The following is a 25,658-nucleotide window of genomic DNA, read 5'->3' as shown; positions in this document are numbered from 1 at the left end:
GATTAATGATTGAAGAGACCGTTCAGAAGAAAAGTGTTGTTGAAAGTTTAAAGAACCACGAACAAAAAATAGAAATTTTGTTGAGGATAGATGATGATAGACCATTAGAAGGTCGATTATTTTACTTACTCATGAGAGAAAGGGTCTCAAAGCAGGAGGTTTACCTTCCTCTTAAACATCTAGTGGAAAATCAATTTCAAATAGAGATTCATGAAGGTTCTTTCTCGGATAAAATGGAACAAGGACAAACTTATAACTTATATGTGACGGATTTTTCTGAAATGATGACTGATCATAGTGAAAGCGAGGAAGAAACAGAAGACTCTTCATATGACTCCGAGGGAGATGATGAAGAGGCTGAAATGGAAAGTGATGAAGGCCAATTCTTAGGCGAAAGCAACAACCTGTATTATAAGTGTCGTCTAAAGCTAGATGTGGAAATGCCCGAACTCTGTTTCATAGAAAATAAAAGTGCTCTGCTTCTTGCTGTACCATATCGTACAGATAAAGGGAATGCTTCTATTAAGGTCAAGCGAGAGATGAAGATCACGAAAACGAATCATCTATCACTCGATGAGACCAATCTTCTGACTATCAGTGGATATTGTGGCGTTATAAGTGCTGAGCACACTTATCGAATCAAAAACATTCAAATTCTTTTCAAAAGAGACGAAGTGGAGCATCGATTCCATGTTAACTATCAGCAAAAAAGCGATATGGATGGTTATAGAACGGATGGGGAGAACCCAGAAATATATCCATTCAAAGTGGAAGTTCCTTTAGGAGTATTAACTTATTCTACAGATAAGAGATATAACTATAGAATGTATTTTGAATTTATATGTGAAGTTAATGGAACAGAAGAGACTTTAACAACTCCGTCGCTTGTGTTTGGAGATCGATCTAAACATTTAAAGGGACTCGTCCAAATACAAAAGAAGAACAATGTCCCGATTCGATATGAGGTATATCGAAAGAAAAAAAGACAAACGCTTGGCATTCGAATTAATGATTATACAATGAAAACACGTGCGAAGTACTACGTCAAAAGCAAGTGGAAGAAGTTCAAAAAGCAAATCGGTAAAATAAAAAAAGTCCGTAACCGCCTTGTGACAAGTACATTCAAAACGACCTTTCAGCTTGCGAGTAAGCTGTCTGTGAAAAAGAAAACCGTCGTTTTTGAAAGTTTTAATGGAAAACAATTCAGTTGTAACCCGCGTGGGATCTATGAGTATATGAAAGAAAATCATCCAGAATATACGTTGATCTGGAGTGTGAAAAAAGGGCATGAAGCACCGTTTAAAGAAAAGGGAATTTACTATATCAACCGTCTGTCATTGAAATGGATTTTTGCAATGGCGAGAGCTGAATATTGGGTCGTCAATAGCCGTTTGCCGCTGTGGGTTCCAAAACCAGAGCATACAACATACTTGCAGACATGGCACGGTACACCATTAAAACGACTGGCGATGGATATGGACGAGGTTCATATGCCTGGAACAAACACAAAGAAATACAAAAAGAATTTCACGAAAGAAGCATCGAATTGGGACTATCTCATTTCTCCAAATGCTTATTCGACCGAAATCTTTACAAGAGCCTTCCAATTTCAAAAGACCATGATTGAGTCAGGATATCCGAGAAATGACTTCCTTCACAATCAAAACAATGAAGAAACGATGAGGGCACTCAAACAAAAAATGAACCTGCCGCTGGATAAAAAATTAATCTTATATGCTCCGACATGGAGAGACGATCAATTTTATAAAAAAGGGCAGTACAAATTTGATTTAGACCTTGATTTGCATGAGATGAGAGCTGCACTTGGAGATGAATATATCATCATTCTGCGCATGCACTATCTAGTTGCTGAAAACTTTGATTTAGGACCATATGAAGGCTTTGCCTATGACTTCTCTCATTACGAAGACATTAGAGACCTGTATATGATTTCTGATCTGCTCATCACAGACTACTCATCTGTGTTCTTTGATTATGCAAACCTCAAGCGTCCGATGCTATTCTATGTGCCAGATATCGAAACATATCGTGACAAGCTGAGAGGCTTCTACTTCGACTTTGAACAAGAAGCACCTGGACCTCTTGTGAAAGAAACAGCGAGCGTCATTGACTGGGTAAGAGAAACAGAACAGCCAACCTTTACTTTGCCAGCTTCATTCACACCGTTTTATGAGAAATTCTGCTATTTAGAGAGCGGGGAATCTTCGAAGCGTGTTGTTGAAGTATTTCTTAAAAAAGAGCAATAAAGAAATAAGCTGTCGAGAATATAGGGCTAGCCCCATAACTCGACAGCTTTTTCTAATTTTTTTGGTTTTTTAACTTTTGATAGAGTGCTTCGCGATAGCTTTTGTGTTGATAGAAGAAATCATTCATTCTTTCTTTATGGATATCTGCCATTTGAAAGTCATTCTTTGCTAAATTAGTGATTGCCTCTATAACTGACGAACTATTTGTAACAAGGGGCCCGAAGCTGTCTTCTAAATCCAAGTCTAGTTTGTTATATAGGTGGTTTCCACATATGAACTCAGCATAATCGGGTATAAAGAATAAAACAGCTCTATTTAAAAATGCAAAGTCAAATACAAAGGAAGAGAAATCGGTAATAAACAATTTGTAATCACTCAAATTTATATCTTTTGTTATAAAATGAATTCTTGGATGCTCATTCTTAAATTCATTTATAACAGAGTTAAAAATAGGATGTAACTTTAATTCAAAATATAAATCCTTTTCTTCTAGTAAATCCGTAAAGTCTTTAGATGAAATCAATGTGTTTATTTCTTGATAGTAAGAAGAATTTTTAAAAGCTTCTTCTTTAATAGTCCATTCTCCACCTTTTGAGGAATTAACTAATGATACTCTCCAAGAAGGTGCAAATATAATTTTATTGCTGGTAGGTTTATGACTTTCAACAAAATCAAATCTTGCCATCCCAGCTTCAATGATGCTTTCTGGTCTATAATTATAATTCTCAATTAAATTTTGTTTTTCAAAATTACTGGATACTACAAATTTATCTATTTTATTCTTTTCACTTGAGTATATCCAGGGGGTGTGAGCATGTAGAATACCATGTTGTAAGTAAACTAACTCAAAGTCTAACCGGTCATTAATAAATTTCATTCTATTTTCAGAAAAAGCACTATACTCTTGAACGGTTCTAAATGATGTTAGAATTTTAGAAGCATTTAAAAATAAATATTTATGTTGTCGAGACCTAAATTTAATCACGTTTTTTCTTTCCTCATGATTAAACATCTTTTCTAGATCGATGTCATCGCCATCGTATACATAATATCTTTTTACACCGTCTTTTTTATGGAAATCATGCTTAAACTGATAGTAGGCATTATCTATAATATTTTTTCTGTCATTGTATAGCCAAATATCTTTTCTTTTTTTGTTTATTAATTTTCTAGCTAAAAATAGCTTCTTGTCATGTTTTCGGACTATTTTATCAAACTCTTTTGTATAAGAATCGGCATCATCTTTTTTAGCTTCTTCAACAATGAGTTTTTGTTGTGCAGGCAAGAATTTTAAAGCATAACCATTTTTGAATGCTTTATGTTTCATAAAGCTCTGAAATACAACGTTATTGATAAAATAGAAAGAAATAGGATAATCATAATTTTTATAATTGATGCTGAATTTCAAATGTAATGTTTGTTCATCAAGCTCTTTTTTCCAACTGAATCTAGGGAAATTATTTGTTTTCATTCTTGTTTTGTAGTAGCCATGGTTAGATGCAGAGAGCCTAGGCACAAAAGGTTGTCCATTAACTTCAATCTGTAAATTTAAATCTAAGAATTCATTCAGCGGACTTTTAATAAAACCAGACACTAATAATTGATTATCCTTAATAGTGAATTCGGTCATAACTATCTCAAATCGCTGCTGTTTAAACAGCAGTTGATCATAGCGATAAATATAGATACCTTGAGAATCATATTTTATGGTAGGTTTAGGTTGTTTCAAGCTTAATAAAGAAGCTTTATGATATATATCAATAAAATCATGATTCAAAATTACTTTATCTTCAAGCTTTTCTATAATATTAAACATCCGTTTTTTCCAATCTGAAAATTCATCTTGATCTAGATGAAATGGTATTAAGGATTTTGACTTAAACCTCCAATTCAATTCGTATAAGATCATACTTTGGACATAGGGGTGCACAACATTATTAACTGAATAAGAATCCATCATTTTTTCGAAATACAAGAGAAGCATATTGTAAGAGTGCACTGGGCTTCTATACTTTACAACTGTTGAAGATTGGTGAGTACGGTATATATATTTTCCAGTGGAACAAATTCCAATCCTTCCGGTTTTCATTATATAAGCCGTATTAAAAGTTGCATCTTCAGCATATGCGAGATCTGTGTCAAAATAAATGCGTTCATTAGAAGGCAAATTTTTCACACAAACGTTTATAGTTGTTTGATTTATATTGGGATAAACAGACACATCATAAACACCGGTTTTCGAATAGTTTTTTGTCCTAGGATGATCTTTGACTAGACCGTTCACTAGAGAATATAAGGGGTATGCGACAATTGAAACCTCATCTTCGACTTGATTAAAGTAGTTAAATAATCCTTGAATCGTATTACTTCCAATTAAGTCGTCTGAATCTAAGAAAAGAATGTATTTGCCTGTTGCTTGCTTTAAGCCAAAGTTTCTAGCAGCTGAAACGCCAAGATTTTCTTGTGCATAAATCTCCATATTCTTGTATTGTTTTACATAATCATGACAAATCTCATAACTGCGGTCTGTAGAACCATCATCCACAAAAATGACTTGTATTTTTGTGAAATCATGTGTCTGTTTCATTATTGATTTAATAGTATCTTCTACATAATCCTCTGAATTAAACAAAGGAATAATAATAGTCATATCATAATTAAAGTTCATTTTCTTCCTCACTTTTGAATTAATAAATGGATAAATCAATAGGGTAGATATTATCTTAAAAGTGATGAATATCCTATAAATAGATTACAACAAATTAGAGTGAATGAACAGATCATTAGTATTATACAATTGAAATCAAGAGACAACATGGCAATTCAGAAAAAATATTCAAGAATTTGTTGATCAGTGAAATATTCCTCAACATCTGTTACAATTATGAGCGGTGCTTTTAAAAAAAGTAATTCCAAAAACTTATATCTAAGGAAGATTCGAATGAACGCAATGTTGACGATACTAAAGGAGCAAATTAGCTCATTTCCGCTGATTATGCGGCTTGCTGTTTATGAAACTAAATCAAAATATCAGATGAATTATTTAGGTGTTTTATGGCAGTTTTTAAATCCATTGATTCAAATGCTGGCTTACTGGTTTGTTTTTGGTCTGGGAATTCGCGGAGGACAGCCCATTGTTATTGGGGGAATGGAAGTTCCATTTATCATTTGGATGCTTGCGGGATTAATCCCTTGGTTCTTCATTAGTCCAACGATTCTTGATGGATCAAACAGTGTGTTTAAACGCATTAATATGGTATCGAAAATGAACTTTCCGATTAGTGCGCTGCCGTCTGTAGTGATTATGTCCAACTTGTTCAGCTACTTTGTCATGATGGGTGTCTATCTGATTGTGCTCATTTCCTATGGCATATATCCTGATGCGCACTGGCTGCAATATATATACTATTTTATTTGTATGATCGCGTTTATGTTTTCGTTTAGCTTGTTTAATTCTACGATTAGCGTACTCGTGAGGGACTATCAATTTCTTTTACAATCCGTGACACGTTTGCTTTTCTTTTTGCTGCCGATTTTTTGGAATATCTCAGAGAAGCTCACTGGAGACAAAGCATGGATCGGGGATATACTAAAATTGAATCCTCTTTTCTACATTATTGATGGTTTTAGAAATAGCTTGTTAAAGGGAGAATGGTTCTTCCATGATGTGAAATATACGCTTTACTTTTGGCTGATCACGCTTCTTCTTTTAACAGTCGGTTCGTTGCTTCATATGAAATTTAGGGATAAATTTGTCGATTTTCTTTAAAAAGTAAGGAGATTATACGATGAAACTAAAGGTTTCGTTTCGAAACGTATCCAAGCAATACGTCTTATATAAAAAGCAGTCGGACAAGATCAAAGGACTGTTTTTACCCAATAAAAATGAAAAAGGTTTCTTTGCTGTTCGTGATGTATCCTTTGATGTATATGAAGGTGAGACAATTGGTTTTGTAGGGATCAACGGATCTGGAAAATCGACAATGTCAAACCTTCTAGCAAAAATTATTCCACCAACAAGTGGTGAAATTGATATGGATGGTCAGCCTTCGTTAATTGCCATTGCGGCAGGCCTGAACAACCAATTAAGCGGAAAAGACAACATTCGCCTCAAGTGCTTAATGATGGGGCTAACGAATAAAGAGATAGATGAGCTTTATGAAAAAATCGTAGAGTTTGCGGATATTGGTGACTTTATTGATCAGCCTGTGAAAAGCTACTCAAGCGGAATGAAATCACGTCTAGGTTTCGCCATTTCAGCGCATATCGATCCAGATATCTTAATTATTGATGAAGCGTTGTCTGTTGGTGACCAAACCTTCTATCAAAAATGTGTGGATCGTATCACAGAATTCAAAGAACAAGGGAAGACAATCTTTTTTGTCAGCCATTCCATTAGTCAAATTCAAAAAATCTGTGATCGGGTGGCTTGGATGCATTATGGTGAGCTTCGTATGTTTGATGATACGAAGAAAGTTGTAAAAGAGTATAAGGAGTTTGTTGACTGGTTTAACAAGCTTTCGAAAAAAGAGAAACAAAAATACCAAATGGAACACAAGGAAGGTAGAAAAGGCGTACAAAAGACGGAGAAAGTGACCCGTTATAAAGAAAGTGGGAAACGACGTTCATTTTTTGGGCCTGCCTTTCAAGTAACGATAATAGCTGTTTTAACGATTTTACTTGCCTTATCGATGTTTTCAGATCGGCCGCTTCGTACACTGGCAACATTCGGCGCCATCCCATCAGATAAGACAGAATCACCTCAATCAAAGAACCCGCTAACGAAGGGGGCACCTGCTATGAAAAAGGTGGATCAACAGACGATTGTTACAGCAGATCCACTTACGGTGTACAAAGATCAAGCTATGAAAAAGAAGGCAGATGTCACTTTGCCATTTGGTCAAGAGGTACAAGCAGTCGCTGAAAATAAACAAACCGTTCAAATCAAAACAGCATCAGAGACGTATTTTGTCAAACCTGATGGGCTTCAACATGCTGAGGAATTAAAGGCTTTATCCATTGGACCTGGACAGTTCAACTCGTATGTATCGCCCGCATCTGCTGGCTCGTATGAGTATTTACTTTCTTTCCTTGGAAAAGAAGAATCTGTGTTGAAGCAAAAAATGCAAACGCTGAGCTCGATCAAAAGTGAACAAGGTGCTACTATTGAGCGGCTGACCACTGAGAAAACCGATTATGTGATTGAAAATGGACAGGCGAATACGTTGGTATTCCGTGAGGTCATGCCGATCTCGCCATCTACACTTGGTCTCACAGAACAGAACGTTTGGTTGAATGAGAAACAAACGAAATTCGCAGTGAAGGGCGAAAAGAACTTGTTTATCATTGATAATGAACAGCATACACTGACGATCTCAGTGATCAAATAAAAAGCTGCCGATTTCGGCAGCTTTTTTTAATTCACTTCTTCTTTTTCGAGAAGCTGTTTCATAAATGGAATGAGTTTCTTTTTCAGATCCTCATCCTGAAGGGCAAACTCGAGAGTCGTCTCGATGAAGCCCTGCTTCTCACCGACATCGTATCGTTTTCCTTCGAAATCATAGGCGAATACACGCTGGATGTCATTCAGCTTTTGGATGGCATCTGTCAGTTGAATTTCCCCGCCTGCACCAATTTCTTGCTGATCGAGGTACATAAAGATCTCTGGCGTGAAAATGTATCGTCCTAAAATAGCTAGGTTGGATGGTGCTGTACCTTGTGGCGGCTTTTCCACAAAGTTTTTCACTTGGTAGCGGCGTCCTTCTTGTGTAAGAGGGTCGATGATCCCGTAGCGATGCGTATCGCTATCTGCCACCTGTTGAACTCCAATTACAGATGAAAGGGTCTTTTCGTATTCATCCATCAGCTGGCGAAGCCCCGGTGTTTCGGCTTGAACAATATCATCACCTAATAAAACAGCGAAAGGTTCATCACCGATAAAGTTGCGCGCGCACCAAACAGCGTGTCCAAGTCCTTTAGGTTCCTTTTGGCGTATGTAATGAATGTCAGCAATGTTAGAGGATTTCCTCACCTTCTCTAAAAGCTCGCTCTTCCCTTTTTCCTCCAGGTTGCGCTCAAGCTCTGGTGCAAAATCAAAATGATCCTCAATGGCTCTTTTTCCTTTTCCTGTGACGATAATAATGTCTTCAATTCCTGATTCAACTGCTTCTTCAATAATATATTGAATGGTTGGTTTATCAACGATTGGTAGCATTTCTTTAGGCATCGCTTTTGTTGCAGGGAGGAAACGTGTCCCAAGACCTGCAGCTGGTATAATGGCTTTACGTACTTTTTTCAATGAACTTTGCACCTTCCTTACATATTGAAAAAATGATTTGACTTCATTTTTCATCTTTCATAAAGTGTAACTTACAAATGATAGAAATGACAAATGATTTACGATAAATGTATGAACTGATACAACACCTATTGTAAAGGGTCCGTGTAAATTTTTATGTTGAAAAGGGTAAAGGCGATGTAAAGATTGAAAATTGAATGATTAGGATTCGTTTCTATTCTTTTGTATAATAAACATATGATAAATGAGAAGGAAAGAGGCATCGACTATTGAAAACATTACATGTAATGACTGTATTCGGGACGAGACCTGAAGCGATCAAAATGGCACCCCTTGTCCTTGAACTAAAAAAACATCCGCAAATCAAATCCACGGTCACTGTCACTGCTCAGCACAGGCAAATGCTTGATCAAGTACTGAAAGCCTTTGACATTCAACCGGATCATGATTTAAATATTATGAAAGAACGCCAGACATTATCTGAAATCACATCGAATGCACTGTTAAAGCTAGATCAATTATTCCAAGAAGAAAAACCTGATATTGTCCTTGTCCATGGGGATACAACAACGACCTTTGCAGGAAGCTTGGCAGCATTTTATCACCAAATTTCAGTTGGGCACGTCGAAGCAGGATTGAGAACACACAATAAATATTCGCCGTTCCCAGAAGAATTGAACCGTCAAATGACCGGAAGCATTGCTGATATTCATTTTGCACCTACACATGAAGCAAAGCAGAATCTTCTAACAGAAAATAAAAAAGAAGAAACGATATTTGTGACTGGTAATACAGCGATTGATGCCCTGCAAACAACGGTTACTGAGCATTATCAGCACCCTATTTTAGAGAAAATAGGCACGGATAAAATGATCTTGTTAACGGCCCATCGCAGAGAGAATCTTGGTCAGCCAATGAAAAATATGTTTAGAGCCATTAGACGTGTTGTAGAAGAGTTTGAAGATGTTCAGGTCGTTTATCCTGTTCATTTAAACCCTGCCGTACGTGATGCAGCTCAGACAGAATTTAGCGGTCTCGATCGTGTGCACTTAATTGAACCGCTTGAAGTCGTTGATTTCCATAACTTTGCTGCCGCTTCACACTTTATTTTAACGGATTCTGGCGGTGTACAAGAAGAGGCACCTTCTCTAGGGAAGCCAGTATTAGTGCTCCGTGATACAACAGAACGTCCAGAAGGCGTGAAAGCTGGCACACTTAAGCTTGCAGGTACGGATGAAGAGACCATTTACAAAATGGCAAAAGAGCTGCTAGTAGATCAGAAAGAGTATGACAGAATGTCGAAAGCCTCTAACCCTTATGGTGATGGACAAGCATCCAGACGAATTGTTGAGCTACTTCTTTACCGATATGGCTTGACGAAAATAAAACCACTTTCTTTCTAAATACTGATGGACTATCATTTTAGAAAATTTGTCGACAGATGTTATAATTTTTAAATCAATATTAAAAATTTATAAAAATGTGGTATTATAATGGCATATATTAAGATATGAATGGTTTTTTTGTAATGTAATTTACAATCTATTCATATCGAAATATTGCCATTTTTTATTTGACATGATTGAGAGGGGTATTAAGTATGATTTATGCAGAAATATTAGCTGGTGGGAAAGGCTCTAGAATGGGTAATGTCAATATGCCAAAACAGTTCTTGCCGTTAAATAATCGCCCTATCATTATTCACACTGTTGAAAAATTCCTATTAAATGATCGTTTTGAGAAAATTATCATTGTAACTCCTAAAGAATGGATTAACCATACAAAGAATATACTGGAAAAATACATACATGCTGATGATAGATTAGTAGTAATCGAGGGCGGAATAGATCGAAACGAATCAATCATGAGCGGAGTTCGTTTTATTGAAAAAGAGTATGGATTAAATGATGATGATGTCATTGTTACACATGATTCAGTAAGACCATTTTTAACCCACAGAATTATTGAGGAAAATATTAATGCCGTTCTAGAACATGATGCTGTCGATACTGTTATCCCTGCTATAGATACAATTGTGACTTCAGAAGACGGTGCAAATATCACTGATATACCTGTACGTGACAACATGTATCAAGGCCAAACACCTCAAAGTTTTAAGATATCTCTCTTAAAACGGCTGTATGGCGAACTAACAGAAGAACAGAAAAAGGTACTCTCAGATGCTTGTAAAATTTGTATTTTAGCAGGGCAGAAAGTAAATTTAGTTCGTGGCGAGGTATTTAATATAAAAGTAACGACACCATACGATTTAAAAGTGGCGAATGCTATTTTACAGGAGAACATAAAAAATGATTAATCAAACATATCGATTGGTTTCTGCTAGACAATTTGAAGTGACTTATAAGGACAAGGAGTTTACGTCTGGTCAAGTAGTTGTTAGACCAACCCATCTGTCAATATGTGCTGCGGATCAGCGCTATTTTACAGGAACAAGAGGGAAGGAAGCAATGGATAAAAAACTTCCGATGGCTCTGATTCATGAGGGTGTAGGGAAAGTAATGTATGATCCTACTGGGACGTTCAAAGTTGGCACAAATGTGGTGATGGTTCCGAATATACCAAATGAAGAAAATGAATTTATTGCAGAAAATTACTTGCGCTCAAGCTATTTTAGATCAAGTGGCTTTGATGGGTTTATGCAGGATTATATGTTCATGAACCCAGATCGCCTTGTAGCTCTACCAGAGCAAATGAATCTTCATGTTGCCGCTTTTATTGAACTGATCACTATTGCAGTTCATGCAATGAGTAGATTTGAAAGAGTGGCTCACCAAAAGCGAGATGTATTTGGGGTTTGGGGTGATGGTAATTTAGGGTTTATCACCTCCTTGATTCTAAAAAAACGTTATCCATCTTGTAGAGTATACGTTTTTGGGAAAAACCAATATAAGCTAGAACATTTCTCTTTTGTTGATGAAGTTTACCAAATTAATGACATCCCAAAAGAAGTTCGTGTTGATCATGCATTTGAATGCGTCGGTGGGCGTGGCAGTGAAAGTGCAATTGAACAAATTATTGATTTCACTCAACCAGAGGCCTCTGTTGCTTTATTAGGTGTGTCTGAATACCCTGTGAAGATTGCCACAAGAATGATTCTTGAGAAAGGCATTATTCTTATTGGAAGCAGCAGGAGTGGTAGTAAAGATTTTGCAAATACAGTAAATCTACTAAATGAATTTCCAGAGATAATAGATTATTTGGAAACATTGATTGGAACAGTCCATACAGTGAGAAGAATAGAGGACATTGGAAAGGCATTTGAAGAAGATCTGACTTCTTCTTGGGGGAAAACAATCATGAAATGGGAAATCTAAAAACAATGCACATGACAAAAATTCTGAAATTCTTTTTCCAAATAGTCTACACGATTTTTTCCAAGTTATATCAAGTAAGTCAGCATAAAATCGTGATTGCTTCTTATAGAGATAATGAGATAAACGAAAATTTCAAAAATGTCTATGATGAGTTGAAAAGTCACCCCCGTTTGAAGATTATTCTCTTATTTAGAAAGTCGGAAGGCGGGTTTTTGGGCAAGCTTTACTATACTCTTTATTTATTCAAATCTCTGTATCACATTGCTACTTGTAAGGTGCTCTTATTAGATGATTACTATTATCCTCTTTATTTAATTAAAAAGCGGCCAGAAACAAAGGTCGTTCAAATTTGGCATGCTTGTGGTGCGTTTAAAAAATTTGGTCACAGTATAACAGACAAACAGGGAGGACCTTCATCTGAATATTTGAAAATAGTTCCTGTTCATTCTAATTATGATTATGCAATTGTTAGTTCAGAAGAAGCAATTGCTCCATTTTCTGAAGCATTCAATATGCCAAAACAGAAAATATTAGCAACAGGCGTTCCGAGAACAGACTTTTTCTTTTCTGAGGAACATATTCATGAAGTGAAAAAGAGGTTTCACGAAGAATATCCCGAATTAAAGAATAAAATGAAAGTATTATATGCTCCTACTTATAGAGGAGGAGTAAATAAGCAGTATGGCGAGCAATTTCTATTGAATCGAGAAATGCTGTTTAAGCATTTAAGCAGTGAACATTATGAGCTCCTAATAAAGGTGCATCCTTATATGCAAAAAAGTTTTGTTGGTGACATCAATATTTCTAAAAAATTTTCTTTATACGAGCTAATGATTGTTTCTGATGTATTGATTACAGACTATTCTTCAGTTATTTTTGAATATAGTCTTTTGAATAAGCCAATGTTTTTCTATTGTCCTGATTTAGAGAATTATGTGAAAGAAAGAGATTTTTATTATTCATTTCCAGAGTTTGCACCAGGACCTATAAGAACGAAAATAGAGCCTCTAATAGAGGATTTGAGGAATATAAAGTTAAATGGAAAACAAATGAACTATCAATCATTTTCAGATCGATTCATGAATCGTTGTGATGGACATTCTACAGAGCGAGTTGTTTCGTTAATTCTAAGTTTAATAAATGAAACACCGAACGAAGGAGAGAGAGTTTTTGAAATTTAAACTAGGGACACTTTTTAAGAAAAAGAGTGTTCAAAAAAATCTTGACCATGTAGAGGAAGTGAGTGAAGAAAAAGTATTCTCACTATTCGATAAAGCAGAAGATGTAATCGTCAATAAAAATATTCCTCAAAGAGCAATCACACAGTTTCAATGGAATGAATCATTTTTAACGATTGAGGGATATATGTACATTGATGACATTCCATTACAAAGGGAAGATATAGTAAGAAAAAAATTATTGATCGTTCAAAAAGGGGATATTGTAAAATCCATTCCTTTAAAAAATCAAAGATTAAACGAAACGAATCGACAACAGCTCGGGCTTTCAGAAGAATATGAATGGGCTGGTTTCTACCAGGAAATAAACTTTTCAAAGGTAAATACGGGGAAGCCATTACCACAGGGAAACTTTCATTTATATTTAGAATTAGAAGTGCTGGATGAAAATAATATCAAGTACCATGAGACCCACACGCTGGGCAACATCAATCAATTTCTGAAGCAGGATATTTATGCTACGAAAATGGAACACTTTTCAGCTAAGAAAAGAGTGAAATATAATTTCATTGTCACATATGATGAAGAGGAAAAAACCGTACATGTTTCATCACATAAACTCCAAGAAATTGACCAAGGTGCAATAGAAACTACTATGAAAAATGAAAATCGAATAGCGCGTAAAATGAAGCGTATTATGTTTCAAATCTTATATCAACTATTTTGTTTCCTGCCATTACAACAGAAGAAAATCACTTTCGCGTCTGATAGCCGCATTGATTTATCAGGAAACTTTGAATTTGTCTATCAAGAGCTTTTAAATAGAGAAGAAACGTTTAATTTTCAGTTTTTCTTAAAAGAGAGCATTAATTCTAAAAAAAGCATAGCGGAATATATACGAATGGCTTATCATTTTGCTACAAGTCGGCATATTTTAATAGATGATTTCTACCCAATCATCTATCCATTGAAAATTCGAAAAAATGCGGATCTTGTCCAATTATGGCATGCAGTCGGCGCATTTAAGACGTTTGGTTACAGCCGAATAGGTCTGCCGGGCGGTCCGTCACCAACATCAAAAAATCATAAGAATTATACAAAGGTCATTGTAAGTTCTGATCATATCCGCAAGCATTATGCGGAAGGTTTTGGTGTAGATATTGAAAATGTCATTTCGACTGGAATACCTAGAACAGACTTTTTTTTCGATGAATTAAAAAAAGAAGAAGTCAGATCTAGATTATATGAAGAATATCCTTTTTTAAAAGGGAAAAAAGTGATTTTATTTGCCCCGACATTTAGAGGGAATGGTCAGCAATCTGCACATTATCCGTTTGAAGTATTAAATTATGATCAGCTCTATCAAGAGCTGAATGATGAATATGTCTTTTTGTTTAAGATCCATCCTTTTGTTAAAAATCAAATAAACATTCCTTATCAATATAGTGAATTTTTCTATGATTTCTCTGATTTTAGAGAGATTAATGAGTTGCTTTTACTTGCAGATGTTCTGATAACTGACTATTCATCAGTTTGTTTTGAATATGCGCTGCTACAAAAACCAATGATTTTCTTTAGCTATGATGTGGACGAGTATATTAGGACACGTGATTTTTATTATGAGTATTTTTCCTTTATTCCAGGACCACTTGCTAAAACATGTAATGAGCTAGTGTCGATAGTTAAAAATAAACAGTACGAATTCGAGAAGTTAGATTCGTTTGTACATTACTTCTTTGATGATTTGGATGGTCAGTCGAGTAAAAGGGTAGTGGATGCAATCTTATTAGAGCCAAATAAAAGTCATGAAAATGAAATTCTTTAAAAAAAAACACCTTTCATGGAGGGGACTGACCCCCGTTTTTGAGACAGGAATCAAAACACCTTTATACAGCCAATTGCCGATAGTTTATCGGTGATTGGTTGTTTAGTTTCGTTTGAATACGAATGTTGTTATAATAATAAATGTATTCTTTGACAGTGCGTTCTACGATGGTGGTTGTAGTGCGATCAATCCTGTTAAGATAGAACGTTTCAGACTTTAGTGAGGAATGAAACGATTCGATGGAGGCATTATCAGCGGGCGTCCCTTTACGGGACATGCTCATGGTAATGCCTTTTATATGAACAGCTTTCTGATACTCGTAAGATGTATACACAGAACCTTGATCGCTATGTAACACGCAATTCTCAGGAAGTGCTGGGAGCTGATTAAGTGTGTTTAAGATAAAGTCTGTGTCCTGCTTATCACCAATCGTAAAAGCAATCACTTCTCCATTATATAAATCCAATATACTGGAAAGGTACAATTGTTTCTGTCCATAAGGCAAATACGTGATGTCCGTTACTAGTTTTTCAAGAGGGCGATCAGACTGAAAATTCCGATCCAGTATATTACCAGCTACGGCATAAGGCTGCCCATTCTTCTTACGCTTTTTCATTTTAACCCGGCATTGCCACTGGTTTTTCTGCATGATACGTTGAACAGTTTTATGGTTAATACGCATTCTCATTTTTAGTATGGCTGTGATTTTCCGATAACCATATCGATATTTGTGCTTTCGGCACAACGTGCCGACCTGTTTCTCTAGTTGTCTTTTAGAATGAGTCTGAGTCAAATCCTTTTTCCATCTATAATACGAAGTACGTAAGATACCTAAATGGACACAGATGTCCTGTACCGTCATCGTTTTGCGAAATTCTTCTACCAGTTTGATTGACGTTTCCTTATCAACTTCCTTTCCAATTCGTTGTACTTTTTTAAAACTTCATTCTGTTGACTCAAATAGCGATTTTCTGCCTGTAGTCTCTCTAATTCAGAAGAGTACTCGGGGCCCTTTCCATAGGTATATTGTTTTCCAACAGGTTGTTCGAACCTGTGTGTATCCCCAGCTTTATGCCATCTCACCCATGTCTGAACCTGCGTCTTATTCTTGATATTCAATTCCTGCATGATCTCTTTCATAGGTACGCCTGCCAACCTCATTTCCACAGCCTTCTGTTTGACTTCAACCGGATAACTCACTCTTGTCCCCATAGAAAAAACACCTCCATGTTTTATTTCGGATCACAACAATCCGTTTTCAAACTTGAAGGTGTTTTTTATTTGTCTCATCTTATGGGGTCAGTCTTGGAGAAAGGTGTTTTTTTATTATGACGCTTCCAAACTGTCCTTCAATTCCTTCTTCACTTTAGCCAGACTGCTATCATCAAGTTGATAATAATAGATATTATTGATGCGAGCTCCCGTTCCTTTCAGCTCGTGCTGCTCCACATGCTGTCTTGCGTCACGGTAGTCATTCATCATCGTCCACATATCATCAAATGACATGTTAGTCTTCATATTGTTTTCCACAACTTTGAACATATCGCCGAACTTTGTAATAGATGAGATGTTTGCCCCTTTAGCAATGATGCCTTCAATGACTTGGCGCTGCCTTTGTTGACGTCCGAAGTCACCCTTTGGATCTTGCTTTCTCATTCTTGTGTAGGCAAGGGCTTGATCACCATTTAAATTAATTTCTCCTGTGCCAAATGAGTGGCCATCATAGCTGAAAGCAAATGTGCTGTTCACTGTAATGCCGCCAAGTGTATCGACAACATCCTTAAAGCTTTCCATATTGACTTTCACGAAGTAATCAACAGGTACATCAAGCAATTCCTCTACAGTATCAGCGGCCATTTGTGTGCCGCCGAATGCATAGGAGTGGTTGATTTTATCCATTGTGCCTTTTCCGACAATTTTCGTATACGTATCACGTGGGATACTCACCATCTCAGTCGTTTTGGTTTTTGGGTTAACGGTCATGTATATTAATGTATCCGCACGGCCTCGGTCATTTTTTCTTTCATCAACACCCATGACTAAAATAGAAATCGGGTCTTTCTTATTTAAATCGACATCTTTGTCACGCTTATCTGACTTCTTCAAATTCTCCTGAATGCCTGCCACGGTTGATGCTGCTGTATTCCAAAGATGATATGCATATCCGCCAGTTGCTAATACGAATAAGCCAATAATCGATAAAACAATCCAAAGAACCTTTTTCTTCTTTCGTTTTCTTTCAGCTCTCATAATGTCCCTCACCTTTTCTATGATTCTTCCATGATTATAGGTTTACGAATCTTGATAAACAAGTTATTTTTTTACTCTGAACCTAGATATAGACGTTGTAACAAAAAAAAGGTTTCAAAAAACCTTAAATTTACCTTAAAATATTAAGTTATAAGACGATACAAAGACATGAGGTGAAAAAAATGAAGAAAATCGTCGTTTTACCGTTCTTAATACTACTACTTGGTATCGTGCTCACAGCATGTGGAACGGCTGAGCAGTCCTCGGGAGAAAACAAGACAAGCAGTTCAACTCCTCAGGTGCTGGAAGAAAAAGCTGAATTTATTGGAATGGCTGATGCACATACAGTCGAAGTGAAAAAAGTGAATACGACCTTAAACTATGAATTTACGGATAATTTTAAAGATGTATTAAATGAATTCAATCCAGGAGATAAAGTAGAAATCTCTTACTTTATTAATGACAGTGGTCAAAAGGAAATTCAAGAAATCAAAAAAGTACAATAGAGAGTCGGTGGGATCATTAAATTGAAAAAATTAAGTCTAACATTTACAACGTTCATCTTACTTTTGCTTGTATTTATGCCAAATGATGCTGCAGCGGCAAGATCAATTTCTGTTAAATTATCAAACTATGTTGGGAATAAAAACAACTTTAACATATCATCATCCGGCTTATACAAAGTAACTGGTACAAATGTATCTTCCGTCGCTCGATATGATGGTAAGAACCGTTATGAGGTAGCCAATAGTATCGCTTCAGCAGGTTGGAAAAATCCATCTACCATTGTCATTGTAAATCGTGACGCATTTGCAGATGCTATTTCCGCTACACCATTAGCTTATAAACTGAATGCACCTATTTTATATACGAATGCTGAAAAATTAACAAAGACCACTGAAAAGCAAATTAAAAAAATGAATCCTGATAATATTCTCATTATCGGTGGAACAACAAGTGTTTCTTCAGCAACTGAGAAAGCATTAAAGAAATACGGAAAGATCAAAAGAATCAGTGGTAAATCACGTTATGCTGTTTCACAAAACATTGCAAAAGAGATGGGCAACTATAGTGAAGCTATAGTGGCAACAGGAAGCATTTTTACTGACAGTGCTTCAGTAACTCCATATGCTGCAAGAAACGGCTACCCTATTCTGTTAACGAAGAAAGACAGTTTACCCACTTACAAACTCCCGAAAAAAGTTGTGATTATTGGTGGAGAAAAGAGTGTTAGCAAAAAAGTTGAATCTCAAATTAAAAAAACATCCACTGTGAAAAGAATAGGTGGAGCTAATAGATATGAGGTCTCTGCAAACATTGTAACTGGCTTAAACATGAATGCTGATAAGTTATACCTAGCAAATGGCTCTATCTTTACAGATGCTATTACATTTTCACTTTTAGCAGCAAAGAACAACAGCCCTATGGTACTTGTAAAAGAAAATAGTTTAACATCACCAGTGACATCAGTTGTCAAAAAACAGGGAACGTACTCGTTCCAATTGTCTGGTGGAGTAAAATCCATTTCAGCAAGTCTACAATCAAAATTATCAAAAGAATTTTATTTGAAGAATAATAAGGATTATCAATTGAATGTTTCTAACGGAAAAATTTCAATCAAAGGCATTAAGACGTTTGGATCTTCAGTAAGAGTTGTTCCAGAGAAATATTCAACTACAAATATCATTCGAGTTGCTGGGAAAGCATACTTGGGGAATATGAATTTTGCAGTAGAATCAGGCTATATTCGACCAACAAATGAAAATATCCCTTTTGAAGATTATCTTAAAGGGGTTGTACCAAATGAAATGCCAGCAAGCTGGCATGTTGAGGCATTGAAAGCACAGGCTGTTGCAGCACGTACATATTCTGTAAGCAGTATAGGGAAGGTTGTGCCAGATACAACAGCGTTCCAAGTATATGGCGGTTATAACTGGTCTACAAACTCTACAAAAGCTGTAGAAGCTACAAAAGGCAAGGTACTAAAATATAATAATCAATTGATTTCTGCAACCTATTATTCTAGTAATGGGGGCTACACCGAGGCTAGTGAAGAAGTGTGGTCAAGTGCATTTCCTTACTTAGTCGCAAAAGCAGATACAAAAGATCCAAAGAATGCTTGGACACTTAAACTATCAAAAACACAATTGAGTACATCACTTAGTGCGTCATCTCCAGCATCTTGGTGGAGTAAGACAGCAGAAACAAATGCAAGTCAGTTGAATGGTTTGAAAAACTGGATTCTAAAAAATAAAGAAACATCAGCTTCAGACATTAAGATTGCTAATATTTCTAGTGTCACCTTTTCTGGGAAAACAAAAGGACAGAGAGCAAAAACAGCCTCTTTGAAAGTTAGCTATCACTTAAAAAATAAAACAGGTTCCTATAGTATGAATAAATCAGCGACACTTAGTTTTAAAATGACTGAATTTAGATCAATACTTGGTGCCACTAATTTAAAAAGCACATATGCTTCGGTGAAGAACAACACCAATGATTTCACTATCTCAGGGACAGGATATGGACATGGAGTTGGGATGAGTCAATATGGAGCGAAAATGAGAGCTGAGTCAGGAAGCTCATACTCAAGTATTTTGTCATTCTATTACCCAGGTGCAAAATTAACAACGAATTAAAACATCAAAGGAGGTTATAAACGTGCGCTCTATCTTAAAAGTTGTATTTTTAAGTGTAGTAACCATGTGTTTGTTTCTTCCATCTGCCCTTGCTGACAATTCAGTCACAAGAATTGATGGGAAAAACCGTTATGCTGTTGCGGTGAATGCGGCGAAAAAAAGTTGGACAACATCAAGTACAGTTGTTCTTGTAGGGAAAGATGCATATGCGGATGCATTAAGTGCAGTTCCTTTTGCATATCAAAAAAATGCACCTGTTCTTTTTACAAACAGTACTAGTTTATCTACAGATACGAAAAAGGGCCTTCAAAGTCTGAAAACAAAGAATGTGATTATTCTTGGTGGAACAAAGAGCGTCTCTGGAAAGGTAACAACTCAGCTTAAATCGATGGGGATTTCTGTGAAACGTATTAGTGGTAAGAACCGCTATGACTTAGCAGCAAATATCGCAAAACAAATGAAAAGCTCTAGTACGGCTGTTGTAGCAAATGGCTTTGCTTATGCAGATGCCGTTGCCATTGCACCTTATGCTGCAAAACAAGGCTATCCAATCTTATTAACAAATGATAAAGGTTTACGTTCGGAAACTTCAGCGGTCATGAAAAGCCGAGGAGTTAAAAATACCATTGTCATTGGTGGGGAGTCTAGCGTAAATAAATCAGCTTATGCTCAGTTGCCTTCACCTGGAAGAATTGGTGGAGCAAATCGTTATGAAGTCGCAGCAAATATTGTGAAGAAATACAATATGAGTACAAGCACTACGTATATTAGTAATGGTTTTGCCTATGCGGATGCCGCTTCAGGAGCTAGTATTGCTGCTAAGCAAGGTAAAGCTTTTATTTTCACAAATGAAAAAACATTACCAAAAGCAACTAGACAAATTATTGGTTCGAAGAAGATCACTTCATTTAGTATTCTAGGTGGTACATCCACTGTGACGAATACTGTGGTTTCCCAATTGAAAAACCCTGTCGTTGGGAAAAAAGTATTCATTGACCCAGGTCATGGCGCGCATGATTCAGGAGCTGTAGGCTACGGGTTATATGAAAAGAACTTGAATTTAGATGTAGCGAAACGATTAAATACGAAATTAAACAATGCTGGTGCACTTGTTACCATGTCAAGAACATCAGACACATTTGACAGTCTCCAAACACGAGTGAGCAAAGGTGCGTCAGCAAATGCAGATATCTTCATCAGTGTCCATGCGAACTCAAATGATAACAGCAGTGCAAACGGAACAGAAACGTATTATGATAAAACATATGCGTCTGCAAACAGCTTGAAGCTTGCGCAAAACATTCAGCCGAAAATGGTCAGTGCACTTGGTACAAGAGACCGTGGTGTGAAAACAGCTGGATTCTACGTGATTAAATATTCTAAAATGCCAAGTGTTCTTTTAGAAACTGGTTTTGTGTCAAGTCCAGTTGATTCAAATATCTTAAAATCAGCTACGTATAAAGATCGTTTAGCGTCAGGCATTTCAAGCGGTGTGTCAGGTTACTTTAGATAAGAAAATACAAAGATGAGGGGTGCCTCAGATACTCCTCTTAGGCTGCTCGAGAACGTCTCTCGGCAGCCTTTTTTCAAAAGTCTATGAAGTAATCGAGTCACTGATGATGTGTCAAGTTAAAAATACATTTCATTTCTAGTTATCTTTGTTATAATTGAAATATAAAAGGTGGATGGTTTACGCATGAATCTTCAAGCGACAGCCAATCGACAAATCATGAAGAGGTGACAATTTTGAAAAAATTAATCACAATGCCGTTTCTAGTATTGCTTCTAGGTGTCTTACTCACAGCATGCGGCACAACAAATCAATCAAACGACAACAATAAGGATGACAGCAAAAAAGAAACAACCGAAGCCGCTGATCAAAAGAAAGAAAATGCATCAGAGGAAAAGAAAAAAACAGAAGAGCAGTCATCAAATGAAAAAGCAGATGATCAAAGTAAAGAAACAGTTGCTCAAAAAGAAGAGCAATCTGGTCAATCTGATGAAGACGCAAAAGACAGCTCAAGTAAAGAAATCAAAAAAGAAGAACCAGCTAAAGAACAATCAAAAGCTGAATCTAAAACAAAGAAAGAATCAACAACAAATAAGAAAAATGAAGTCACCAAAGAAGGCACATATGTCGGCTTGGCTGATGGACATACCATTGCTGTGAACATTGATGGCAAAGAAGTCGCTATTCAATTCGGAAATACGTTTTCTAAACAAGTAAACAGCTTAAAAGAAGAATCAAAAGTGAAAGTCACTTATACAAAAGATGCAAACGGAACCCTTCGATTAAAAACCATCGAATCTGTTAAAGCAAAATAAAGAAAAGACCCGGAGACCCGCAGAATTGCGGGTCTTTTTTACGTTGAAAAGGGCATAACTTGATATAAGTGCACATTCTTAACACAGTTTTACAAGACTTAACAGCGCATTTACATTTGCTTAATGTTGCTCTGCTAAACTGACTTTCATAGAACATCTCTTTACACAACAACTACTTTGAATGGTGAGGTGCAGGTCAGTGAGTGCAGAGAAAGCGATGAATCTTTATAGAGAATATGAAGTGAGACGAAACCACTCTTTTGCCTTAACAGAACATATGGTTCGTTATTTATTTGCAAAACGTTTCATAGATTTAATGTTCTCGTTCATCGGATTGATGTTGAGTACGCCAATCATTTTGCTGTTTGCTCTTTTGATTAAGCTGGAAACACCGGGACCAGCCTTTTATATGCAGGAGAGGGTCGGGAAAGATGGTGTTTACTTTAAATTATGGAAGCTCAGATCGATGAGAATCGATGCTGAAAGCGGAGGAGCGAAATGGGCACAAAAAAATGATCCACGTATCACCAAAGTGGGAGCCTTCATTCGTAAAACAAGAATCGATGAACTTCCGCAATTTATCAATGTGTTAAAAGGAGAAATGAGTATCGTAGGTCCGCGGCCAGAAAGACCGATGTTTACCGCAGAATTTAACCGGACGATTCCAGGTTTTACGAAAAGATTAACGGTCAAGCCGGGACTGACAGGTCTTGCTCAAGTAAATGGAGGATATGAAATGAGTCCAAGTGAAAAATTAACACATGACTTACAGTATATTCAAAACTTGACATTTTCTCTCGACACGAAGATTATGGTAAAAACGTTAAAAGTCATCATGACGGGTGACGGAGCCAGATAAGTAAAGTAGGGAAGAGAAATGGCAAGTATGAAAAAACGCATGCTAGGCGGGGCGAAATGGACAAGCTTGTCCGCATTCATCATTACGATCATCCAAATTGCACAGTTCGCCTTTTTAGGGAATGTGATGTCACTGAAGGAGTTTGGACTCGTTGGCATGATCACAACTGTCGCAATATTTACGCAGATTTTACTTGATCTAGGGATCGGGGCAGCGATCATTCAAAAAGAACAAACAACAGAACGTCAACTATCTACATTATATTGGATTAATTTACTCACCGGAGTTGTTTTATTCTGTTTACTCATTCTAGTTAGCCCAATGGTTGCCGCCTTTTATAACCGGCCAGAGCTCGACGGGTTGCTGAAACTATTATCGATCATGTTTCTGATTGCACCTATTGGCCAGCAATACCAATACATGATGCAAAAGGACTTAGCCTTTAAAACATTAAGTGCCATTGAAGCCGTTGCAACCATAATATCGCTGATTGTTTTACTCGTTTTGTCCTTCTTCATCAATCCGATTGTAGCCTATGTCATTTCTCAAGTGCTGCTGCAATCTGGCAAGGGGCTTATGTATGCCGCCGCTTATTGGAAGAAGTGGCGCCCAGCACCTGTGTTTGCATTAGGAGAAGTGAAAGAATTTTTCTCATTCGGTGCATTCCAGCTCGCATCCAGACTAGTCAATCGAGCAGGATCGAATATAGACATGATTTTAATCGGCCGGTTTCTTGGAGCAGAAGCGTTAGGTATTTATAGCTTGGCGTATCAAATCGTGACGATTCCCGTGCTGAAGATTAACCCCATCGTGACGAGAGTGGCTTTCCCTGTTTTCGCAAAAAGTCAGCGAGATCATTCCATGCTGCGAGAGGGCTTCCTCAGTATGACGAATATGCTCGCATTGATTAGCTTTCCGCTATTAATCGGTCTTGTCGCCGTATCAGATAGCTTTATTGAAGTGGTGTTTGGAGAGAAATGGCTCGTAGCTGTTCCGGTTCTTAATATATTGTGCATTGTCGGTCTTCTGCGTGTGCTGATGAATCCAAACGGGTCCATACTCCTTGCAAAGGGGAGAGCGGACTTAGCCTTTTATTGGGATACGGGGATGCTTCTTGTGTATGGATGCGCCTTATATGCAGGTGTCAGCACAGGTAGTCTGCCCACAGTAGCTTGGGTTTACTCAGGTGTCAGCCTGCTCAACTTCATTGTTGGCAGATGGCTCATGGCGTATGTCATTCAGCTAGATATGAAGGTGTATTTAAAATCACTTGGCAAGCCTGCTGTTATGACGCTATTGATGGCCGCCTGTACGGTAGCCCTGCATCAAGGCATGAAGCTGACGTCAGCGGACATTTTACTTCAATTAGGATTGACGATTTGTGTCAGTGCAGCATTGTATGGCTTGCTGCTCATCAAAATGTATCCGCGGGTAGCAGGCAAATTATTGAGAAGAGGTCGTTCGTCATGAAGGTGCTATGGCTGACAAGTGTATATCCTAGTGAAAAACATCCAAGTGAAGGCGTATTCCATGAAACGCAAGTGCAGGAGCTGCTCAAACAAGGAATACAAGTCACCGTCATCTGTCCCAACCCGGTCAACCCACCGATTTTGCGGATGCTGAAGGCGTCCTATCGGCAGAAAAAAGATCTGCCCGAACAGGAAGTGAGAAACGGAGTGACCGTATACAGGCCGCCCTATACAGCACTCCCTGGACAACTGAAATGGGCACAGCCGAGTAAACGAATAGCGGCTTCTGTTCTTGGCGCTATGCAGCGTTATCAGCTGTCACCAGATTTTATCCATGCGCACTTTGCGATGCCATCTGGCGGAGCGTCGGCTGTGATTCAGCAAAAAACGCAAATTCCTTATCTTTTGACCTTACATGGCAGTGATGTGAACGTGTATCCGAGCTATAGCAAAGGGGCATATGCAGCCTTTGAAACGGCGGTGAAACAGGCATCTATCGTTCTGACGGTGAGTGAGGAGCTTGCTAAAAAAACAAATAACATGACGAAAGTAGAAGCGAAATGCCTCCCGCTCGGTATTCCGCTCCAGTCATTTTCTAAAACGGAAGAAGATCAACAAGTCATCAGGGAAAAGTTAGGCTTACCCCTTCATGACAAGCTCGTTGTCTTCGTCGGCCGATTAGTCAAAGAGAAGGGCTTACTTGAATTAGCTGATGCTGTCAGTAGCATGGATGGTGTGAAAGCAGTTTTTGTCGGAAAAGGTCCACTTGCAAAGGAGCTCAAAGAACGGGCTGGAGCATCCATTCTACTTCCAGGGCAGGTGCCGAATGCTCAGGTGAAAGACTATTTAATAGCAGCCGATTTGTTTGCACTCCCATCCTATAGTGAAGGAATGCCAACCGTTGTTCTGGAGGCGCTCGCTTTAAAAGTACCTGTCATTGCGACAAGAGTCGGTGGTCTCCCAACCTTATTTTCTAGCTATCAACACCTGCTCGTTGATCCGCATTCGGCAAATCAGTTAAAAGAGGCCATTCACGCCTACCTTTATGAAAACAGATGGAATGAGAAAGTAAAAAGCGATCTACATCAAATCGTTCATTCAGAATATTCATCAGTAAATAATACGAAGCAGCTCATACAGCAATATGAAAAGGTGCTTCATCAATCAAGATCCATCGTTTAAACAAGCCGAAATGTGCAAAGAATGATAGATAGAT

Annotated in this window: 19 protein-coding genes; 15 read left to right on the top strand and 4 right to left on the bottom strand. The window is 37.3% G+C overall.

Annotated features, from left to right (window positions below; translation table 11 throughout):
* Nucleotides 1-5: 5 nt before the first annotated feature.
* A complete protein-coding gene (locus MHI35_RS16325) occupies nt 6-2,267 on the top strand; it encodes a CDP-glycerol glycerophosphotransferase family protein (protein WP_211062557.1) in 2,262 nt (753 codons plus the stop codon).
* A 52-nt stretch (nt 2,268-2,319) separates the two neighbouring features.
* Here MHI35_RS16325 and MHI35_RS16320 read toward each other — a convergent pair whose 3' ends face one another.
* Nucleotides 2,320-4,935, bottom strand: a complete 2,616-nt coding sequence (locus tag MHI35_RS16320) for a bifunctional glycosyltransferase/CDP-glycerol:glycerophosphate glycerophosphotransferase (protein ID WP_335349553.1) — start codon at nt 4,933-4,935, stop codon at nt 2,320-2,322.
* Nucleotides 4,936-5,208: 273 nt separating this feature from the next.
* Here MHI35_RS16320 and MHI35_RS16315 point away from each other — a divergent pair, with 273 nt between their 5' ends.
* Nucleotides 5,209-6,036, top strand: a complete 828-nt coding sequence (locus tag MHI35_RS16315; protein WP_065097920.1) for an ABC transporter permease — start codon at nt 5,209-5,211, stop codon at nt 6,034-6,036.
* 19 nt (nt 6,037-6,055) lie between these two features.
* On the top strand, nt 6,056-7,657 hold the full coding sequence (tagH, locus tag MHI35_RS16310) for a teichoic acids export ABC transporter ATP-binding subunit TagH (protein WP_335349552.1): 1,602 nt from the start codon (nt 6,056-6,058) through the stop codon (nt 7,655-7,657).
* A gap of 26 nt (nt 7,658-7,683) precedes the next feature.
* Here the strand turns inward: tagH and galU are convergent, their stop codons facing one another.
* Complete coding sequence (gene galU / locus MHI35_RS16305) at nt 7,684-8,565, bottom strand: UTP--glucose-1-phosphate uridylyltransferase GalU (protein ID WP_034660174.1); 882 nt, start codon at nt 8,563-8,565, stop codon at nt 7,684-7,686.
* A gap of 269 nt (nt 8,566-8,834) precedes the next feature.
* Between galU and wecB the strand changes: the two genes are divergently transcribed.
* The 5 genes from wecB (at nt 8,835) to MHI35_RS16280 (ending at nt 14,903) form a co-directional block, all read left to right on the top strand.
* Nucleotides 8,835-9,968: a non-hydrolyzing UDP-N-acetylglucosamine 2-epimerase gene (wecB, locus tag MHI35_RS16300; protein WP_144520619.1), complete on the top strand. Its 1,134-nt coding sequence runs from the start codon at nt 8,835-8,837 to the stop codon at nt 9,966-9,968.
* 197 nt (nt 9,969-10,165) lie between these two features.
* Entirely contained in the window at nt 10,166-10,882 is a 717-nt protein-coding gene (locus MHI35_RS16295; protein WP_144520622.1) for an IspD/TarI family cytidylyltransferase, read from the top strand.
* A complete protein-coding gene (locus MHI35_RS16290) occupies nt 10,875-11,900 on the top strand; it encodes a ribitol-5-phosphate dehydrogenase (protein WP_144520625.1) in 1,026 nt (341 codons plus the stop codon). The genes MHI35_RS16295 and MHI35_RS16290 overlap by 8 nt, the downstream gene beginning before the upstream one ends.
* Nucleotides 11,888-13,081, top strand: a complete 1,194-nt coding sequence (locus MHI35_RS16285) for a CDP-glycerol glycerophosphotransferase family protein (RefSeq protein ID WP_340992715.1) — start codon at nt 11,888-11,890, stop codon at nt 13,079-13,081. Before MHI35_RS16290 ends, MHI35_RS16285 begins: the two co-directional genes overlap by 13 nt.
* Nucleotides 13,071-14,903 carry a CDP-glycerol glycerophosphotransferase family protein gene (locus MHI35_RS16280; protein ID WP_249407334.1) on the top strand — a complete coding sequence of 611 codons (1,833 nt, stop codon included), beginning with the start codon at nt 13,071-13,073 and terminating at the stop codon, nt 14,901-14,903. Before MHI35_RS16285 ends, MHI35_RS16280 begins: the two co-directional genes overlap by 11 nt.
* Before the next feature lie 61 nt (nt 14,904-14,964).
* Here the strand turns inward: MHI35_RS16280 and MHI35_RS16275 are convergent.
* Together MHI35_RS16275 and tagU are read right to left on the bottom strand one after the other, a co-directional pair.
* A protein-coding gene (locus MHI35_RS16275) for an IS3 family transposase (RefSeq protein WP_284553710.1) occupies nt 14,965-16,115 on the bottom strand; the annotation gives its coding sequence in 2 pieces (ribosomal slippage) (nt 14,965-15,842 and nt 15,842-16,115; 1,152 coding nt in all).
* A gap of 114 nt (nt 16,116-16,229) precedes the next feature.
* Nucleotides 16,230-17,153, bottom strand: coding sequence for a polyisoprenyl-teichoic acid--peptidoglycan teichoic acid transferase TagU (gene tagU / locus MHI35_RS16270; RefSeq protein ID WP_144523647.1), 924 nt, complete (start codon nt 17,151-17,153; stop codon nt 16,230-16,232).
* Nucleotides 17,154-17,335: 182 nt separating this feature from the next.
* Here tagU and MHI35_RS16265 point away from each other — a divergent pair, with 182 nt between their 5' ends.
* From MHI35_RS16265 to tuaC, 7 genes are all read left to right on the top strand, one after another.
* The gene (locus MHI35_RS16265; RefSeq protein ID WP_012011448.1) at nt 17,336-17,659 is read left to right on the top strand and encodes a lipoprotein; all 324 of its coding nucleotides are present in this window, start codon (nt 17,336-17,338) and stop codon (nt 17,657-17,659) included.
* 21 nt (nt 17,660-17,680) lie between these two features.
* Nucleotides 17,681-19,789 carry a SpoIID/LytB domain-containing protein gene (locus MHI35_RS16260; RefSeq protein ID WP_417894691.1) on the top strand — a complete coding sequence of 703 codons (2,109 nt, stop codon included), beginning with the start codon at nt 17,681-17,683 and terminating at the stop codon, nt 19,787-19,789.
* 22 nt (nt 19,790-19,811) lie between these two features.
* A complete protein-coding gene (locus MHI35_RS16255) occupies nt 19,812-21,302 on the top strand; it encodes an N-acetylmuramoyl-L-alanine amidase (protein WP_211063648.1) in 1,491 nt (496 codons plus the stop codon).
* 233 nt (nt 21,303-21,535) lie between these two features.
* Nucleotides 21,536-22,114 (top strand): hypothetical protein, encoded by a 579-nt coding sequence (locus MHI35_RS16250; protein WP_335349762.1) that lies wholly within the window; start codon nt 21,536-21,538, stop codon nt 22,112-22,114.
* Nucleotides 22,115-22,313: 199 nt separating this feature from the next.
* Nucleotides 22,314-22,973, top strand: coding sequence for a sugar transferase (locus MHI35_RS16245; RefSeq protein ID WP_144468298.1), 660 nt, complete (start codon nt 22,314-22,316; stop codon nt 22,971-22,973).
* Nucleotides 22,974-22,991: 18 nt separating this feature from the next.
* Nucleotides 22,992-24,443 carry a teichuronic acid biosynthesis protein TuaB gene (gene tuaB, locus MHI35_RS16240; RefSeq protein WP_335349761.1) on the top strand — a complete coding sequence of 484 codons (1,452 nt, stop codon included), beginning with the start codon at nt 22,992-22,994 and terminating at the stop codon, nt 24,441-24,443.
* The gene (gene tuaC / locus MHI35_RS16235) at nt 24,440-25,624 is read left to right on the top strand and encodes a teichuronic acid biosynthesis protein TuaC (RefSeq protein ID WP_335349760.1); all 1,185 of its coding nucleotides are present in this window, start codon (nt 24,440-24,442) and stop codon (nt 25,622-25,624) included. Before tuaB ends, tuaC begins: the two co-directional genes overlap by 4 nt.
* Nucleotides 25,625-25,658: the final 34 nt, after the last annotated feature.

This window comes from Bacillus sp. FSL K6-3459 (genome assembly GCF_038003305.1).
In the GTDB taxonomy this organism is placed as follows: domain Bacteria; phylum Bacillota; class Bacilli; order Bacillales; family Bacillaceae; genus Bacillus; species Bacillus pumilus_O.
This window is presented reverse-complemented; position numbering and strand designations above follow the sequence as displayed.

Excerpts from the sequence above, each read along its gene's own strand:
- MHI35_RS16290 (WP_144520625.1), top strand. The coding sequence starts at position 10,875 with ATGATTAATCAAACATATCGATTGGTTTCTGCTAGACAATTTGAAGTG.
- MHI35_RS16295 (WP_144520622.1), top strand. The coding sequence starts at position 10,166 with ATGATTTATGCAGAAATATTAGCTGGTGGGAAAGGCTCTAGAATGGGT.
- MHI35_RS16320 (WP_335349553.1), bottom strand. The coding sequence starts at position 4,935 with ATGAACTTTAATTATGATATGACTATTATTATTCCTTTGTTTAATTCA.
- MHI35_RS16265 (WP_012011448.1), top strand. The coding sequence starts at position 17,336 with ATGAAGAAAATCGTCGTTTTACCGTTCTTAATACTACTACTTGGTATC.
- MHI35_RS16315 (WP_065097920.1), top strand. The coding sequence starts at position 5,209 with ATGAACGCAATGTTGACGATACTAAAGGAGCAAATTAGCTCATTTCCG.
- MHI35_RS16325 (WP_211062557.1), top strand. The coding sequence starts at position 6 with ATGATTGAAGAGACCGTTCAGAAGAAAAGTGTTGTTGAAAGTTTAAAG.
- tuaB (WP_335349761.1), top strand. The coding sequence starts at position 22,992 with ATGGCAAGTATGAAAAAACGCATGCTAGGCGGGGCGAAATGGACAAGC.
- tuaC (WP_335349760.1), top strand. The coding sequence starts at position 24,440 with ATGAAGGTGCTATGGCTGACAAGTGTATATCCTAGTGAAAAACATCCA.
- MHI35_RS16285 (WP_340992715.1), top strand. The coding sequence starts at position 11,888 with ATGGGAAATCTAAAAACAATGCACATGACAAAAATTCTGAAATTCTTT.
- tagU (WP_144523647.1), bottom strand. The coding sequence starts at position 17,153 with ATGAGAGCTGAAAGAAAACGAAAGAAGAAAAAGGTTCTTTGGATTGTT.
- tagH (WP_335349552.1), top strand. The coding sequence starts at position 6,056 with ATGAAACTAAAGGTTTCGTTTCGAAACGTATCCAAGCAATACGTCTTA.